This window comes from Flavobacterium sp. IMCC34518, from assembly GCF_027111095.2.
Lineage (GTDB): Bacteria > Bacteroidota > Bacteroidia > Flavobacteriales > Flavobacteriaceae > Flavobacterium > Flavobacterium praedii.
In genome coordinates this window covers 4,105,001-4,122,865 of sequence record NZ_CP114284.2, presented here as the reverse complement: position 1 = coordinate 4,122,865, position 17,865 = coordinate 4,105,001, and the positions used below count along the sequence as shown (strand labels likewise).

The 17,865-nt window shown below is 34.5% G+C and carries 9 protein-coding genes and 1 rRNA gene; 9 read left to right on the top strand and 1 reads right to left on the bottom strand.

The window, feature by feature from the left end:
• Nucleotides 1-44 precede the first annotated feature (44 nt).
• On the bottom strand, nucleotides 45-2,951 hold the full coding sequence (locus OZP06_RS17675) for a triple tyrosine motif-containing protein (RefSeq protein ID WP_281324045.1): 2,907 nt from the start codon (nucleotides 2,949-2,951) through the stop codon (nucleotides 45-47).
• A 325-nt stretch (nucleotides 2,952-3,276) separates the two neighbouring features.
• Here OZP06_RS17675 and OZP06_RS17670 point away from each other — a divergent pair, with 325 nt between their 5' ends.
• From OZP06_RS17670 to OZP06_RS17630, 9 genes are all read left to right on the top strand, one after another.
• Nucleotides 3,277-6,405: a TonB-dependent receptor gene (locus tag OZP06_RS17670; RefSeq protein WP_281324044.1), complete on the top strand. Its 3,129-nt coding sequence runs from the start codon at nucleotides 3,277-3,279 to the stop codon at nucleotides 6,403-6,405.
• A gap of 10 nt (nucleotides 6,406-6,415) precedes the next feature.
• Nucleotides 6,416-7,930, top strand: coding sequence for a RagB/SusD family nutrient uptake outer membrane protein (locus OZP06_RS17665; protein ID WP_269223026.1), 1,515 nt, complete (start codon nucleotides 6,416-6,418; stop codon nucleotides 7,928-7,930).
• An 18-nt stretch (nucleotides 7,931-7,948) separates the two neighbouring features.
• Nucleotides 7,949-8,815: a hypothetical protein gene (locus OZP06_RS17660; protein WP_269223025.1), complete on the top strand. Its 867-nt coding sequence runs from the start codon at nucleotides 7,949-7,951 to the stop codon at nucleotides 8,813-8,815.
• A gap of 114 nt (nucleotides 8,816-8,929) precedes the next feature.
• On the top strand, nucleotides 8,930-9,997 hold the full coding sequence (locus OZP06_RS17655; RefSeq protein ID WP_269223024.1) for a family 16 glycosylhydrolase: 1,068 nt from the start codon (nucleotides 8,930-8,932) through the stop codon (nucleotides 9,995-9,997).
• 343 nt (nucleotides 9,998-10,340) lie between these two features.
• Entirely contained in the window at nucleotides 10,341-11,801 is a 1,461-nt protein-coding gene (locus tag OZP06_RS17650; RefSeq protein ID WP_281324043.1) for a glycoside hydrolase family 30 beta sandwich domain-containing protein, read from the top strand.
• A 37-nt stretch (nucleotides 11,802-11,838) separates the two neighbouring features.
• Nucleotides 11,839-13,296, top strand: coding sequence for a glycoside hydrolase family 30 protein (locus OZP06_RS17645; RefSeq protein ID WP_269223021.1), 1,458 nt, complete (start codon nucleotides 11,839-11,841; stop codon nucleotides 13,294-13,296).
• Nucleotides 13,297-13,780: 484 nt separating this feature from the next.
• Nucleotides 13,781-13,993: a fibronectin type III-like domain-contianing protein gene (locus tag OZP06_RS17640; protein WP_269223020.1), complete on the top strand. Its 213-nt coding sequence runs from the start codon at nucleotides 13,781-13,783 to the stop codon at nucleotides 13,991-13,993.
• Nucleotides 13,994-14,008: 15 nt separating this feature from the next.
• A complete protein-coding gene (locus OZP06_RS17635; RefSeq protein WP_269223019.1) occupies nucleotides 14,009-14,908 on the top strand; it encodes a sialate O-acetylesterase in 900 nt (299 codons plus the stop codon).
• Between the two features lie 1,272 nt (nucleotides 14,909-16,180).
• A 16S ribosomal RNA gene (locus OZP06_RS17630) occupies nucleotides 16,181-17,694 on the top strand.
• Nucleotides 17,695-17,865 lie beyond the last annotated feature (171 nt).

The following is a 17,865-nucleotide window of genomic DNA, read 5'->3' as shown; positions in this document are numbered from 1 at the left end:
ACAAAGTAGTAGATTGTTAATCGTGTTTGTGTGTTAAATTTTTTCTATTTTATACTCATAAAGTATCCAATTAAGTTTTCTTTTTGAGTTAATTCTAGTTTTTTTCTCAATCGATATCTGGCTAAATCAACTCCTCCTGTAGATATATTCATGAATTCAGCAATTTCTTTTGTAGACATATTCATTAATAAATAGGTAGCCAAATCCATTTCTCTTGGCGTAATGGTAGGGTGTTTTTCTTTTAATTTTTTTAGAAAATCAAAATGTACATTTTTAAGGTGTTTTTCAAGATCTTTCCAACTTTTATCAATGCTGACTTCCTTGCTAATGCTTTTACTGAGTTTGTTAAACTGAGTCTTTGCAGCTTCATCAAATGAGTTTGTATCGATAACTTTTAGTTTCTGAATTACGCCGTTTAATACTTTGTTTTTCTTAACTACTTGTAATGTGTTGTTTACAAGTTCTTTGTCTTTGGATAGTAGTTTTATTTGCAATTTATCATTTTCTAGTTTTTCAATTTCTTTTTCCAATTCATATTGCTCTAACCTAATTTTAGTTTCTTTTTCTAAATATAATCTTCTTTGCTCTAAGGTTTCAGCATATTTGTTTTTTCTTATTTTCATTTTTGTACTATATCGGATATAGTATACTAATCCAGCTGCAGTCAGTAAGTAAAATAAATAGGCTAGTGAATGCCTGTACCAAGGGGGAAATATTCGGAATTCAATAGAAGTTTCCTCCGACTGAATCCTAAAGCTGTTTCTTGCTTTTATTTTCATTTTATACGTGCCTTCTTTTAAATTGGTATATTCTTTTATCGTGTTGTTTGACCAAGCACTCCAATTTTCATCAAAGCCTTTCAGCTGATAGGAGAATTCTATATTTTCAAGATTTTCGTAAGAAGGAGACGAAAACGTAAACTTTACTTGATTTGAAGCATAAGGCAACTCATATTGTATTTTCTTATCTTGCTTATTCCCTAAATATATAGTGTCTCCCGGAAATGTAAAACTTCTAATATGAGCTATTGGTTTTGATATGGATTTGGTTTCGATGGTAGAATCATAGTATGCCAAACCATCCGTTAAGCCAATAAAAGTGTTTTTGGAATCAATAGTATTTATAGACATATAATTGTCTACTAATTTTCCAGTTAAATTTGTAAATGGAGTGATGACATGTTTGTATTTGTTGTTGCCCGCTTTTATCAACGCTCCCATTGATTCATTATAGAAGTACCAAATATTCCCATTAGTATCTTCTGTTAGTTTTTTTACTTTTGGGATGGACTTAAATATTTTAGTCATTATAGGATCTTCTACAAAAGTGCCTAATGTTTTTGAATAGGTATAAAAAATATTATTGGATTGAAATAAAACTTTATTATCTATTTTTTGTAAACTTCCAATACCTGGATTTTGTTCTAAAAATTGGGTAAAAGTTTTAATGGCAATGGCTTTTCTTAAATCCTTATTTAGGGTAATTTGATGAATATATTGGTCTTTTTTTAGCCATAAATAATCATTGTCAAGTTCAAATGAATTAGATGATTTATCGATACCTTCTATTTTATTTCTAAATTTCATTCCAGAACTTGTCTTTTCAAATACAGAAAACCCATTGTAGTTTGCACCAATAAAAAAATTAGGATGATTTGGTATTGATTTAAATCCATAGTAACCTTTTGGATCAAGATTTTTAATCATATTTCCGTTCTGTATTAATAAAGCTCCTTTGTTACTGGCACATATTAATTCTCCGTTTATGATCTGAACATTCCATGCTTGGGTAGTAGTTCCTTCTATAAGTCTAAATGAACCTTCTTTAAAATCGGTATTCCAAGGGTGGCAAAAAACGCCTTGATTGGTTGCAACATACAAATAGCCTTTATGTACAACAGAGGAATAAACAGTGCCTAAATTATAGCTAAATCCAAAATAGGTTAGAAATGAATTTTCGTTTACATATGCAATTCCATTATCCAATCCCAGCCATAAATTATTGCTGTTGTCTATAAATGAAGCAAGAACTGTATTGTTTTGAAGTCCTTTGCTGCGGTCGATATGCTGTATAATATTTCCATTTAGATCGCAAACTATAATACCATCAAGAACCGAATTAATTATAACGTATTTGTTTTTATAAAGGACACATCCAAGAGAACCATTCTTTTTTATGAATGTATTGGCTTCGGTATTCCATGGCAGAGCTTGATTGTTTGTTATTATAAAAAGTCCTTTGTCTAAAGTGGCAGTCAAGATTTTATTCTTTTCTAATTCAATCATGCCCCAAATTTCTGAATTATTCAAAGTAGTTAAACCTTTGAGATAATTCAGTTTACCATTTTTATATTCTAGAATTCCAGTTGAAATATCTTGAAAATACAATTTGGAATTGATCAGAAATGAGAATTGAAATTTTTTTGGAGCATTTATGATTTTAATTTTGTTATTCTTATAAATATAGATATGATCAAATGATTGAAAAATAACTTCATCTTTAAAAAGGTGTATTTTCCAGATAAAGTCGATTATACTTATTTTTTTTTTATCTAATAAGCTGGAAATAGAAAAGTATTCAAGTTTTCCTTTAGGATTGGCTTCAAAATAACCAAACTCATTATAACAGCCTACATATATTTTTCCAGAAGAATCAACTTTTAAACATTTAATGGCATCCGAATTTTTTGCTTTGTATTTGTTCCAACGCGTTCCATCAAATTGTAAAAGACCATCATTATTTCCAAAATAAACATTGCCATTTTTGTCTTGGTCAATGTCCCAGTTTTGGGTTCCACCTTTATTATCAGTTTTAGTATAGTTTTTAATAAGAGGTAGGCCAATTTTTTTTACTTGTCCTAAAAATAGAAGAGGTGAGACAAGTAAAACAAGTAGCAAAAAATGTTTCGTTATTTTTCTATAAAGTTCTTTATTGTTTTTTAGAGTTTGCATAAGAATTGATAGGATTATTGGGGGAATTATAAAATGCTTTTTAAATGTTTTAGTGCTGAATTTAAAGGTCTTTTTCGGTTTTTTAGCTAAAGTATTTAATTTATAGTAATTGTAGTGATTTTTTTTAATTAATATTTTTTTAAGTAATGTTTTTTAATTTTTAATAAATTGATAATCAATATTTTAATTTTTTTTTGATAATATTTTGTAATACTGGTATGGTGTAAATGATGTGAATTTGTAGTGATTGTAAATTCTGAAATTAAAAATTTAAGATATACTATTGCATCAAATAACTAAATTTTTAACCAAAATAATCAGAAAAATGAAATTATTAAAAGCATTTATTTTTTGTATTTTGTCAGTCTTATTCTCAGTTTATGGGTATGCACAAGAAGCATCAATTAACGGGAAAGTGATTGACGAAGCGGGGATGCCAATACCAGGGGCAACCATAGTTTTAAAAGGAACATTATCTTCAGTAGCAACTGATTATGATGGTAGGTTTCAGATCAAGGCTCCTACAAATGGTGTTTTGACAATTAGCTTTATAGGGTATAAAGCTGTAGAGACTTCTATCAATGGTCGAACATCAGTACAGGTAAAAATGTATACTGCATCACAAGACTTAAATGAAGTTGTGGTAGTAGGGTATGGTACCCAAAAGAAGGTTTTATTAACTGGAGCAATTTCAGGAGTTAGAGCTGCTCAGCTGAAGGATTTACCTATTACTAGAGTAGAACAAGCTTTGCAAGGTAGAGTTTCTGGAGTTACTATAGCTGCAAATGCTGGACAGCCGGGTTCATCTTCAACAATTCGTATAAGAGGTATTACTTCAATTGGGAACAACGATCCTCTTTGGGTAGTTGATGGTGTTGTAGTTGATAACGGAGGTATTGGTTATTTAAACCAAGCCGATATTGAAACTATGGATGTTTTGAAAGACGCAGCTTCTCAGGCAATATATGGTGCACGTGCTGCAGCGGGAGTAATTCTTATTACGACCAAAAAAGGAAAATCGGGTAAAATGAGTATGTCTTATAATGGATATATTGGTTTTTCTCAAGCGGCAAGAAAGTTAGATTTACTAGATGCAAATCAGTACACTACATTAATGAACGAGCGTTATGCAAATGGTTATGTTCCATCTCCAACCAATCCTTATGTGCTTCCTTATCAATCTACTACAGCTTATGGAAAAGGAACTGACTGGCAAGATGCTATTTTTAATGACAGTGCATTGCGAACTGGACATGAATTAAGTTTAAGCGGCGGAAATGATGTTTCAACTTTTTATGTGTCTTTTGGTTTATTAGATCAAGAAGGAATTGTTGCCTCTAAAATTTCTAATTACAACAGAAAGAATATTCGTTTAAATTCTACACATAAAATTGTAAAAGGATTAACTTTTGGTCAAACATTAGGGTACTCTCATGAGAAAAATATCGGATTAGGGAATACAAATAGTGAATTTGGTGGACCTTTAAGTTCTGCAATTAATCTTGATCCTACAACACCACTTGTTGTTACCGATCCTGTAGAGGCTAATCTTTACCCATATGTTAACCAAGCTGGCATTTTTAGAGATGCAAATGGAAATCCATATGGGGTATCACAGGTAGTTCAACAGGAAATGAGTAATCCATTGGCCTATATTCAAACTCGATTGGGTAATTATGGATGGTCAGATAACTTTGTTGGAAATGCATATTTAGAGTTAGAAGTGATTAATGGATTGAAGTTTAAAAGTACCGTGGGTGGTAAATTAGCTTATTGGGGTTCAGAAAGTTTTGATCCAGTGTCATACCTTAACTCTTCAACGATAAATTCAGTGAATAGTCTGAGTAGAGGAACTAATAAAGGTTTTGGATGGAATGTTGAAAATACAATCTCATACAAGAAAAAAATTGGCGATCATAATTTTACAATTTTGGGTGGTCAGGGTGCCTATGTTGATAATATTTCTTCTGGAACTTATGTAACTTATAAAAACATTCCTGCTAATAATTTTGATGATGCCTCATTCGGTTATGGCGCTGTAAAAGATAATATTACTGCATCGGCATATAATGGTTTTGAGCATATTGTGACTTCTTTGTTTGCTAGGGTTACTTATGATTATAAAGAAAAATATTTATTTACTGGAAATATTCGTCGTGATGGTTCATCTCGTTTTGGAGCCAACAACAAATATGGTGTTTTCCCATCATTCTCGTTAGGTTGGGTTCCAACAAATGAAGATTTTTGGCCACAAAACAATATTGTAACAAGTCTAAAAGTTAGAGGAGGTTACGGAATTGTAGGAAGTGATGCTATAGGTGATTTTAAATATTTACCTACGATCAGTGGAGGACGAAATTATACGGTAGGTAACCAAGGTTCTGTTGTAATTGGAAATAGTCCAAATGCTCCAGCCAACCCTGATTTAAAATGGGAAGAAACGAGCCAAGGTAACATCGGATTTGATGCGACATTTTTCAATGACCTTAACTTTGTTGTGGATTTTTATAATAAAAAAACTACAGGAATTCTACAAGACATTAAACTTCCTGGTTATGTAGGAACCACTGGAAATCCTTCTGCAAATATTGCTGACATGGAAAACAAGGGTATAGATATCGAATTAGGGTATAGAAAAAAAATAGGAGAAGTTAATTTTAAATTAGGAGGTAATATTTCCTATGTCGAAAATAAAGTAACCTATTTGGGTAATGACATTAAATTCATTGATGGAAACGCTTCATTCCAAAGTATGGGTAATATTACTAGAACGCAAGTAGGTCATCCCATAAATTCATTTTACGGTTATAAAACAAAAGGAATTTTTCAGAATCAAGATGAGGTTAATGCCTATAAAAATGCTTCAGGAGGATTAGTGCAACCGAATGCTAAGCCTGGGGATTTTAGATGGCAAGATACAAATGGAGATGGCAAGATTACAGATGATGATAAAACATTCATCGGAAGTTCACTTCCAAAATTTACTTATGGGATTACATTGAACGTAGATTTCAAAAATTTCGATTTAGTAATATTTACTCAAGGGGCTGTTGGAAATCAGATTTTTCAAGGATTGAGAAGGTTAGATGTTATAAATGCTAATTATCAAACGGCTGCTTTAGGTCGCTGGACTGGAGAAGGAACTAGTAATTCTTATCCAAGATTATCAACAGCAGATACCAATAAAAACTTCACAAATGCATCTGATTTTTATTTAGAAGATGGTGATTACTTAAGATTTAAAACGATCCAATTGGGTTATAGCTTACCGAGTGCTACAATTGGTAAAGTAGGATTGTCAAAAACTAGAATTTATGTAACAGGTGAAAACTTGTTCACATTTACTAAATACACTGGTTATGATCCTGAAATTGGGGGTGGTGTAATTGGTGTTGATAAAGGATATTATCCGCAGGCAAAATCATTTATGTTGGGAGTTAATTTACAATTTTAAAAAAAAGATTATGAAATTTAAAAATATAAAATATTTAGGCATTGCAGTTGGTTTACTTTTTACAGCGGCAGCCTGTAGCGAAGAATTCTTATATGTTGATCCTAAGGGTCTTGACTTAGTAGAGAATTATTATAAAAATGAAGATCAAGCATATTCTGGTTTAATCGCTGTTTATGATATTATTGGCAAACAATCCAAAGGGTTTGAAAATATGATCTGTATGCTGAATGCAGGATCTGATGATTTTTTTGCTGGTGGTGGTAATGTAGGAGATGGAGCAGGAATTCATGCATTTGATAATTATACGTTAGATCAAATTAATATGCCGGAAAGCTTTTGGAGTGATTTCTATCAAGGAATTTCACGAGCTAATATTTTATTAGAGAAGTTACCGGAAACTAAAATGGATGCTGATAAAAAAGCACGCTTTGTAGCAGAGACAAAAGCACTAAGAGCGTATTATTATTTTGAGTTAGTGCGTACTTTCAAAAACATTCCTTTGATTTTGCAGCCTATTTCACCATCACAAACTTATAATACGTTACAAGTTTCACCAGATGCCGTTTATGCTCAAATTGAGAAAGATTTAATGGAAGCGAAAGCGGATTTGCCTAATAAATTACTAGATGTTAAAACTGAAGCAGGCCGATTAACCAAGGGTTCTGTTCAAGCTTTATTGGGTAAAGTGTATTTGTATGAAAAGAAAAATAGCCTAGCCGCAACAGAATTTGCTGAAGTAAATGGTACCCCAGGAAGCACCAGTGTTTACGGATACAAACTCTTGGACAATTTTGCTGATCTTTGGGTAATTAACAACAAATTTAACTCAGAAGCCATTATTGAAATTTTACATACGGACAAAAGTAATGCTGATTGGGGATTTTGGGGTAGTGGTGCCGATGAAGGAAATAGTATAAATATTATGGTTGGTCCTCGTGGTTATACAAGACCTACAGGTTCAACTGCTCCAGAATACGTTTCTGGATGGAGTTTCAATACCGTAACACCTGCTTTGTATGCAGTTTTAAAAGGAGATCCTCGTTTTGATGCAACCATATTAGATATGAAAGCAATGAAAGCATCAGGTAAAGCTGATTGGGCACCCCATTATCAAGACACGGGATATTTTTTAAAAAAATTCATGCCTTTAAATTCAGATACTTCAACAGGAGCAGGAGCAACAGCATTGAATTACAAACAAGATGTTTATGCTATTCGTTTAGCAGATACTTATTTGATGGAGGCAGAGGCACTTGGAGGAACAGGATCAAGAGCACAAGCATTATTAGATGCAGTTAGAGCGAGAGTAGGATTGGCTTCGGTGCCAGTTTCTATTGATGCGATTATGTTAGAAAGAAGAAAAGAACTTGCTGGTGAAGGTCACCGTTGGTTTGATTTAGTGCGCACAGGAAAAGCGGCTGCAGCTCTAGCTGATAAAGGGTTTGTAGCTGGCAAAAATGAAATTTGGCCAATACCTTATAGTAACTTACCGAACACAAAAATAGTTCAAAATCCTAATTACTAATCATTTAAATGACATTTTATGAACTTACATATAATTAAAAAGAAAAGAATTTTACTATTGTTTGCTGTGGCTGCAATTGTAAATTTCACAAGTTGTCAGCCTGAAGACTCGTTTGTTGACAATGGCTTAACTCCAACAACTGTTGATGCGTCTTTTACGGTTAAACCAGTTGAAGGTAAAGTGAATGTATATAGAATTGTTGCACAACCAAAAGGAGTTTTAAGATCTCTTTGGGATACAGGTACAGGATTAGCTGAAGGGAAAATGGATTTTGAAATTTCGTTACCTGATGTTGGTACTTATCCTATCACACATGCTGCTATCGGAAAAGGAGGAATTGTAAATACTGCAACTCAAGAAATTGTTGTAACTACTCCAGATCCTGTGGCTGGAAATATTCTTAAAGGAGGAAGATTAACCAATAGTGATGATTGGTCTAAATGGACAATTACAAATCCAACTTCTAGCGCCAGTATTGTTTTTGGAAATGGTTCTGCTACTTTAACAGCTAATGGTTGGGCAGGTAATGGAATGTATCAAGCAATTAGTGTTATTGCAGGAAAAAAATACAAAATCGATATGGTAACTTCTTCAACTACAGGTTGTAGTAATACTTGGTTAGAAGTCTATTGTGGTTATTCGGCTCCAGTACCTGGAACTGATTATTCCGAAGGTGGAAAATTAAGAGCTTTAAGTACTTGGGATGGTTGTGCAACGGCACCTTTTTCAGGAAAAATTTCAGCTGTAGGGTGTAAGCCAGAAAACAATTTAGGAATATTCACTGCAACTACTACTGGTACTGCCTATTTAGTTATAAGAGGTGGTGGGGAAGATATGAAGTCTGGTATCAAATTTCAAAATATTGAAATGAGACCAACTTTGTAATTGTTCTCAAGATAATTAGGTTTTTTTTAAGTTAAGTTTGAGTTGGTAGAATGGCCCATTCTCAATTGATTATGGGTCATTTTTTTTAATGGAATATTTTAATAAATAGCAAAAATGAAAAAATATCTTTCTAGAATTAATCTGATAATTGTACTAAATTGTTTTCTGTTTATTTCCTGTAGTGGGTCAAATTCAGACGAACCAGAAGCAGATATTAAAACACCTGCAAATTTAAAAGTTACAGCTGCAATAGTTGGCATTTCGCCACAAAATCCAAATGGAGATGGAACTGGTGTAGTTAATTTTACTTTATCGGCAACAAATGCCACATCCTATAAAATTACTCTTGGGAATGGAGAAACAAAAGAAGTAACAAGCGGAAGCTTTTCATACACCTATACAACATCGGGTACAAATACTTATGTGTTATATGTGTCTGCTTATAATGCTGGTAAATTTGTTAGCACGTCACTCTCTATTACCGTTTTGGTAGAATCCAAGTTAATTTGGTCTGATGAATTCAATACCGATGGTGCCCCTGATGCTAGCAAATGGACTTTTCAAATTTGGGATCCAGGGAATGTTAATAATGAACTGCAATCGTACACCAATCGTCCTGAAAATACAATTGTTCAAGATGGAGTTTTGAAAATAAAAGCCATCAGGGAAAAATATGGAAAAGGAGACTTCACTTCGGGAAGATTAGAATCTAATGGAAAATTTGATTTTACGTATGGCAAAATAGTGATTAGAGCAAAATTGCCTACCGGCGTTGGGACTTGGCCTGCTGTTTGGATGCTGGGTAGTAATATTGGTAGTGTTGGTTGGCCCGCATGTGGGGAAATAGATATTATAGAATCTGTTGGAAAAGAGTTGAATGTTAATCATTCTTCATTACACTCTCCGGGACGTTCCGGAGCTACTCCAGATACAGGAACTATAAACGTGCCTAATGACAATACCGAATTTCATATTTATACGGCAGATTGGACAGCAAGTTATATAAAGTTTTATGTAGATGACAAGTTGTTTTACACTTTTGTAAATTCAGATAAATTTCCATTCAACAAAAACTTTTATCTAATTGTAAACTTAGCAATGGGAGGCGTTTGGGGAGGTACAGTAGACCCAAATTTTACATCATCAACTTTGGAAGTAGATTATATACGAGTATATAAATAGGAAACGGCAGCGCATATACTTTCTGCTTGAACGAGATTATTATCTCCAATGGTTGAAACCGTTGGCTGAGGTTAAATGTTAGATTTTTTTTGAATGATGGCAAAAAAGCAAAATCTTTCCTTTTAGCCCCGATTGCAGTGAAGATCCTTATGACCCGGGGTTCGGGGCATAAGATTGTAACGGAAAGCGGGACGATACTTGCTGAAAATCCTAATCTTTCTGCTCCAAAAATTAAAAATCGAGTTTAGGTTATCAACAGTAAAAAATTAAATAACAACAATTCAGAATCCAAAATAGAGCAGTTCCTTTTTTGGGTTTTGTCAAAATTAATTACATATAAATAATGAAAAAAATACATCAAATAGGAAAGCTTTTTTTTATAATAGCTTTTTCAGCCATGCATATCAGTTGTTCCTCTTCTAATGATGGAGGAGATTCACCAGCTCCAACACCTACGCCAACTCCGGTAGTAAAGAATGAAGTTGATTTTTGGTTGACTAAAGGTAATCAATCTGCACTTTTGCAAAAACAAACCAGTATTTTAGCTTTTGGCAGTAAAGCAAATATTTATCAAAACATTGAAATTAATGATACTCAAAAGTATCAGACCGTGGATGGTTTTGGATTTACATTGACAGGAGGTAGTGCTCAAGTGATCAATCAGTTGACTACTCAAAAAAAGAAAGACTTATTGCAGGAATTATTTGGTTCAGGTGATAGTTCAATAGGTTTAAGCTACCTAAGAATCAGTATCGGTGCATCCGACTTGAATGCTACTCCTTTTACTTATGATGATATGCCGACTGGACAAACAGATGTTAGTTTGACTAATTTCAGTCTAGCTCCTGATATGACAGATTTGATTCCGTTGCTAAAAGAAATTCTGGCTATCAATCCGAATATAAAAATAATGGGGTCACCATGGTCTGCACCACTTTGGATGAAAGACAATGCTAATTTTGTGGGTGGCAGTCTTCAGCCTAAATATTATGAAGTATATGCTCAGTATTTTGTAAAATTTATTCAAAAAATGAAAGGGGAAGGAATTGTAATTGATGCGATTACTCCTCAAAATGAACCTTTACACGGGGGTAACAATCCGAGTATGGTAATGACTGCTCTACAGCAGACCGATTTTGTAAAAAACAACTTAGGTCCTGCATTTAAAGCTGCTAATATTGCTACAAAGATCATTACCTATGATCATAATTGTGATAACCCCCAATATCCAATTACGATCTTAAAAGACGCTGTAGCTTACCCTTTTGTAACTGGTTCTGCATTTCATTTGTATGGAGGTGATATTAGCGCACTTACAACCGTTCATGATGCATTTCCAGATAAGGATGTTTATTTAACAGAGCAATACACTTCCTCTACAGGTGCATTTGACGGAGATTTAAAATGGCAAGTAAAAAATGTAATTATAGGTTCAATGCGAAATTGGAGTAAAAATGCATTACAGTGGAATCTTGCTAATGATGGTACTTTTGGTCCTCATACACAAGGAGGATGTACAACTTGTAAGGGAGCAATAACAATAAACAGCACCGAATCATTAACCCGTAATGTTGGTTATTACATAGCAGCTCATGCTTCTAAGTTCGTGCCAGTGGGTTCTGTTAGAATTGGTAGTGCTATTGTAGGTAATTTACAAAATGTAGCTTTTAAAACTCCTGAGGGTAAAAAAGTATTATTAGTTCTTAACGACGGAAGTGCTGCAGAATTGTTCAATATTAAATACAATGGAAAATGGATTACTACTTCACTAGAAGCGGGAGCGGTAGGAACATATATCTGGTAATAACGTATCTGTAAAATCAATTTTCACCAAATAAATCATGAAAAAAATAACTACCACGTTAGTAGTGCTATCCTCATTTTTTGTTTTTGCACAACAAAAAAGTAAATCACAAAATCAATCGTATAGTACAAATGGTAAAACGGTTACAGTTTATACAACTGCTAAAAGCACTAATTTAAGATTGACTAAAACAGATGCTCTAACATTTTCAGAATTAATTCAACCTACTGAAAAGCAAATTTCGGTCTTTGTGAATCCAGACAAAACGTTTCAATCTTTTCTGGGAATTGGAGGCGCAATTACGGATGCCAGTGCTGAAGTTTTTGCCAAATTATCGAGTGACAAACAGCAAGAATTCTTGAATGCATATTACAGTCAGGACAAGGGAATTGGGTATTCTTTGATGCGAACCACAATTCACAGTTCGGATTTTGCTTCTGGGAGTTATACCTATATAAAGGAAGGCGACACTGAATTGAAAACTTTTTCAATAGAACATGATAGAGCATTTAAAATACCACTGATCAAAAAAGCAACAGAGACAGCTGGCGGAAAAATGACTTTATATGCAAGTCCATGGAGCCCTCCCGCTTTTATGAAAAGTAATAAAGGCATGCTCAAAGGTGGGACACTTTTGCCAGAGTATTTCCAGTCTTGGGCAACGTATTATACCAAGTTTGTAAAGGCCTATGAAAAAGAAGGGATTCCGATTTGGGGTATTTCAATTCAAAATGAACCAATGGCAGTTCAAACTTGGGAATCCTGTGTGTTTACCGCTGAAGCTGAACGGGATTTCTTGAAGAATTTTCTTGGTCCAATAATGAAAAAAGAAGGCTTAGGAGCTAAAAAAATAATAGTTTGGGATCACAATCGCGATTTGATGGTGCAACGTGCCAATACTATTTTTAGAGATCCAGAAGCGGCCAAATATGCTTGGGGAATGGGTTTTCATTGGTATGAAACTTGGGCGGGTGGTTCCCCAATGTTTGATAATGTAGCTCGAGTGCATGAAGCATATCCTAATAAAAATCTGCTATTTACAGAAGGTTGTATTGAAAAATTTGATGCCAAAAACTACCAACTATGGAGCAATGGAGAACGTTATGGAACTTCAATGATAAATGATTTTAATAATGGAACTGTGGGTTGGACAGATTGGAATATCCTTTTGGATGAAAAAGGCGGACCCAATCATGTAGGTAATTTTTGTTTTGCACCCATTCATGCGGACACCAATACAGGCGAATTAATATACACCCCTTCTTATTATTACATTGGACATTTTTCAAAATTCATTCGTCCAGAAGCCAAAAGAGTGAGTACTGCCGTGAGCAGAAGCAGTTTGTTGAGCACTTCATTTTTGAATAAAGACGGAAAAATGGTAACGGTTGTTATGAATCAGACTGATGCTACAGTAAATTACAATCTGTGTATTGGAACTCAAGCTACCCAAATTACTATTTTACCCAATGCCATTCAGACTTTGGTGTATTAAGTTAAGAGATTAACCCGCTGTACGAAAATCAAATACAATAAAAATTTAGCCACATAGATCATAGATTAGTACTAAAAAGGGAAAGAATAAATAGAAATAGCACTATTTCACACATAGAATAGCTATGTGAATAGTAAAACGGCTATTTGTTTCTTTCTTTTAAAAACTATAAATTCTATGTTATGGGGTAAAAATTAATTTCACCCAACGGGTTATTCTTAATTTCATACTTGCATAAAACTCCCGGAGACCAAGAAAAGATGCTGCAATATCTAATTACGATGCTTCATAACCATCACTCTGGGAGCAAATGCAAAATCAAAGTTGAGGTGTTGCGACAAAAAAGCTTCTATTTATTTGCTAATAAGTTACACTCAAAAATATAGTTTTCAAACAAGAAATTAATAAAATTCACGTTCAATTTGAAGGAGGAAATTTTGACCTTAATTTTTTAGAGTTTAAAAAAGGAGCTAAAGTGGGTTTGGTGGTACGCCCGATAATCGAGCTGAAAGATTTTCAAAAAATCAGTTTGAATCGTGGAGAAACCAAAACCATTCAGTTTACGATAGACAATCAAAAGCTGTCGTTTTACAACAATGCATTGGAGTTTGTTTCGGAACCAGGTGATTTTGATCTTATGATTGGCTCGTCTTCGGCAAATATTCGTTTGAGAGATAGTTTTGAATTGTCAAAATAATTTAAAGAATTGATTATGAAATATATTTTAATGTTTATTCTAGTTCCTTTTTTGCTTTTGGCACAAACCAAAAAAGATACCATCAGAGTGTTTTATTTGGGCGGTCAGTCGAATATGCAGGGGTATGGGTATGTAAAAGAGCTACCGGATTCTTTAAACAAAAAAAATAAAAATGTTTTTATTTACCAAGGAAACCCGGTTGGAGACAATAATGAAACTGGAGGATTAGGAAAGTGGGAGGTACTTCAGCCAGGGAACGGAACTGGTTTTGCCTCGGATGGAAAGAGCAATACATTTTCGGATCGATTTGGTGTTGAGGTTTCGTTTGCCAAAAAACTGCAAGAATTATATCCAAACCAAAAACTGGCCATTATAAAATATGCCAGAAATGGCTCATCGATTGATAGTAGCGGGACTGCCTATTTTGGTGCTTGGGAGCCTGATTTTAGAGGAGGAAAAGGAATCAATCAATACGATTATTTTCTAAAAACAGTCAATAATGCAATGGCAGTACATGACATAGACGGAGATGGAGTTGAAGATGTATTGATTCCGAGTGGTATTATTTGGATGCAAGGAGAAAGTGATGCCGACAAAACAGAACTGGTAGCCAATCAATATTATGCAAATTTAAAAAGGTTGATGGAACTCATGCGAGCAACTTTTAGAAACAATGATTTGCCTATTGTAATTGGAAAAATATCCGATTCTGGTGATGATGTCGATGGAAAAGTTTGGGGTTTTGGAGAATTGGTGCAATACGGACAAGAAAAATTTGCCATAACCGAACGCAATACTACCATTGTACGAACGACAAGTAGTTATAAATATTCAGATAAATACCATTATAAAAGTGACGGTTATATTGATTTGGGAAAAGAATTTGCAAAAGCTGTTTTTCTTCTAAATAAATAGAAATACAAAAAGGCTAAAGATTATCTTTGAATTGAAAAAGGATTGAAACTATAATCTTTTACATTATTAAAGTTACAAACGAAATGTAATATCAAAAGCCTAAATATTTTATAAGTTTTTAGTTTTTTTTGTTCTCCGTGAGATACCTATTTCAAACTATTTTCTCCATTATTTAAAGAAGTTGATATATTTTTAGGATAAGTTTTTAATATGTTTGAAAGCATTTAACGTCCTTTTTGTGGTTAATATGCTTAAAAATAAATATGTACATCAAAATTAGGTGATGATATTGAAATAAATTTTATGTTTTGAATTCTTTACCGCCCATCATAATTTAAAGAAGCTTTCAAAGTATAAATTTTGATGTCTTTATTTGTTCAATAAAATGATCAATGGTTTTGATTGATAATTCGTTATGTTCTTTACTTTAATACTAGTTCGAATCCTTTTAAATTTTTTACATATATGTTTAACTTATATAAGTAACTATGGTTTTGATATAGTTTGGCTAGTAATAAAAAAAAGCAAATGTTAAGTTTGAATTTTTCTTAATTCGATATATGTTTTTATTAGAATATCCAAGAACTATATATAGGATCAAATCCGTTGTAGTAGCGATGTTAATATATAAGTACAATTCAGGAATTATTTGATGTCTGTATTGACCGGGATATTAATACTAAATTATAATCCGACTTTATCTTGATATCTACATAATGTATAAAGTTGATGTTAAATGCTAAATAATACTATGTATTTAATAAAAAGCTTCATGATTCAGATATTAATATTTCTAAAAAATCAACAAAAGCAAGAAAAATCTTTAATAAGTTGTAAAATGACTAAAATCTAAATTAATCGTTATTAGATTGTTAAGAAAAAGTTTTTAAAAAAAATGAAATTAAATAAAGAAAAGGTTTGTAAATGTGAATTAAGGCAGTACTTTTGCACCCCGCTAAACGCGCAACGTTCCTTGAGAGGCTGATAAGAAAAGAGAAGAAATTGAGAAAAATATTTTTCAAAAAAACTTCAAAAAGTTCTTGCCAGTTATAAAAAGAATTGTTAGTTTTGCACCCGCTTCGAGAGATACACAATGTGAGTTAAACGAGTGGAAAAACTATAAGAATACGTTCCTAGACATATTGAATTGACAGCCGTTTTAACAGAGATGTTAAAACAAAAGAATAAGAGTAATAGAATCGAAAGATTTGAGAATAGACCACTAGAATTGGAGTCGCATAATAATAGCTTAATTAATTAAGCGCACAATATACGATGAAGAGTTTGATCCTGGCTCAGGATGAACGCTAGCGGCAGGCTTAACACATGCAAGTCGAGGGGTATTGTTCTTCGGAATGAGAGACCGGCGCACGGGTGCGTAACGCGTATGCAATCTACCTTTCACAGAGGGATAGCCCAGAGAAATTTGGATTAATACCTCATAGTATAGTACAACCGCATGGTTGAACTATTAAAGTCACAACGGTGAAAGATGAGCATGCGTCCCATTAGCTAGATGGTAAGGTAACGGCTTACCATGGCTACGATGGGTAGGGGTCCTGAGAGGGAGATCCCCCACACTGGTACTGAGACACGGACCAGACTCCTACGGGAGGCAGCAGTGAGGAATATTGGACAATGGGCGCAAGCCTGATCCAGCCATGCCGCGTGCAGGATGACGGTCCTATGGATTGTAAACTGCTTTTGCACAGGAAGAAACAACATTACGTGTAATGTCTTGACGGTACTGTGAGAATAAGGATCGGCTAACTCCGTGCCAGCAGCCGCGGTAATACGGAGGATCCAAGCGTTATCCGGAATCATTGGGTTTAAAGGGTCCGTAGGCGGTTTAGTAAGTCAGTGGTGAAAGCCCATCGCTCAACGGTGGAACGGCCATTGATACTGCTAGACTTGAATTATTAGGAAGTAACTAGAATATGTAGTGTAGCGGTGAAATGCTTAGAGATTACATGGAATACCAATTGCGAAGGCAGGTTACTACTAATGGATTGACGCTGATGGACGAAAGCGTGGGTAGCGAACAGGATTAGATACCCTGGTAGTCCACGCCGTAAACGATGGATACTAGCTGTTGGGAGCGATCTCAGTGGCTAAGCGAAAGTGATAAGTATCCCACCTGGGGAGTACGTTCGCAAGAATGAAACTCAAAGGAATTGACGGGGGCCCGCACAAGCGGTGGAGCATGTGGTTTAATTCGATGATACGCGAGGAACCTTACCAAGGCTTAAATGTAGATTGACCGGACTGGAAACAGTTTTTTCGCAAGACAATTTACAAGGTGCTGCATGGTTGTCGTCAGCTCGTGCCGTGAGGTGTCAGGTTAAGTCCTATAACGAGCGCAACCCCTGTTGTTAGTTGCCAGCGAGTCATGTCGGGAACTCTAACGAGACTGCCAGTGCAAACTGTGAGGAAGGTGGGGATGACGTCAAATCATCACGGCCCTTACGCCTTGGGCTACACACGTGCTACAATGGCCGGTACAGAGAGCAGCCACTGGGTGACCAGGAGCGAATCTACAAAACCGGTCACAGTTCGGATCGGAGTCTGCAACTCGACTCCGTGAAGCTGGAATCGCTAGTAATCGGATATCAGCCATGATCCGGTGAATACGTTCCCGGGCCTTGTACACACCGCCCGTCAAGCCATGGAAGCTGGGGGTGCCTGAAGTCGGTGACCGCAAGGAGCTGCCTAGGGTAAAACTGGTAACTAGGGCTAAGTCGTAACAAGGTAGCCGTACCGGAAGGTGCGGCTGGAACACCTCCTTTCTAGAGCTTTAGTGTTAGTTGAAAGACACGCTAAAGAAAGAAGACGAAGAGACTATTGGTTACAGATTTAAGGTTATATTACTCTTGCTGTTAATTTAAAAAAATAATTGAAAGATTTAAAAATTTAAAAATTTAAAGATTAAAAAATTCGCAAGAATGGTTCAATCTTTA

Coding starts and splice junctions, on each gene's coding strand:
- OZP06_RS17675 (WP_281324045.1), bottom strand. CDS start 2,951: ATGCAAACTCTAAAAAACAATAAAGAACTTTATAGAAAAATAACGAAA.
- OZP06_RS17670 (WP_281324044.1), top strand. CDS start 3,277: ATGAAATTATTAAAAGCATTTATTTTTTGTATTTTGTCAGTCTTATTC.
- OZP06_RS17665 (WP_269223026.1), top strand. CDS start 6,416: ATGAAATTTAAAAATATAAAATATTTAGGCATTGCAGTTGGTTTACTT.
- OZP06_RS17660 (WP_269223025.1), top strand. CDS start 7,949: ATGAACTTACATATAATTAAAAAGAAAAGAATTTTACTATTGTTTGCT.
- OZP06_RS17655 (WP_269223024.1), top strand. CDS start 8,930: ATGAAAAAATATCTTTCTAGAATTAATCTGATAATTGTACTAAATTGT.
- OZP06_RS17650 (WP_281324043.1), top strand. CDS start 10,341: ATGAAAAAAATACATCAAATAGGAAAGCTTTTTTTTATAATAGCTTTT.
- OZP06_RS17645 (WP_269223021.1), top strand. CDS start 11,839: ATGAAAAAAATAACTACCACGTTAGTAGTGCTATCCTCATTTTTTGTT.
- OZP06_RS17635 (WP_269223019.1), top strand. CDS start 14,009: ATGAAATATATTTTAATGTTTATTCTAGTTCCTTTTTTGCTTTTGGCA.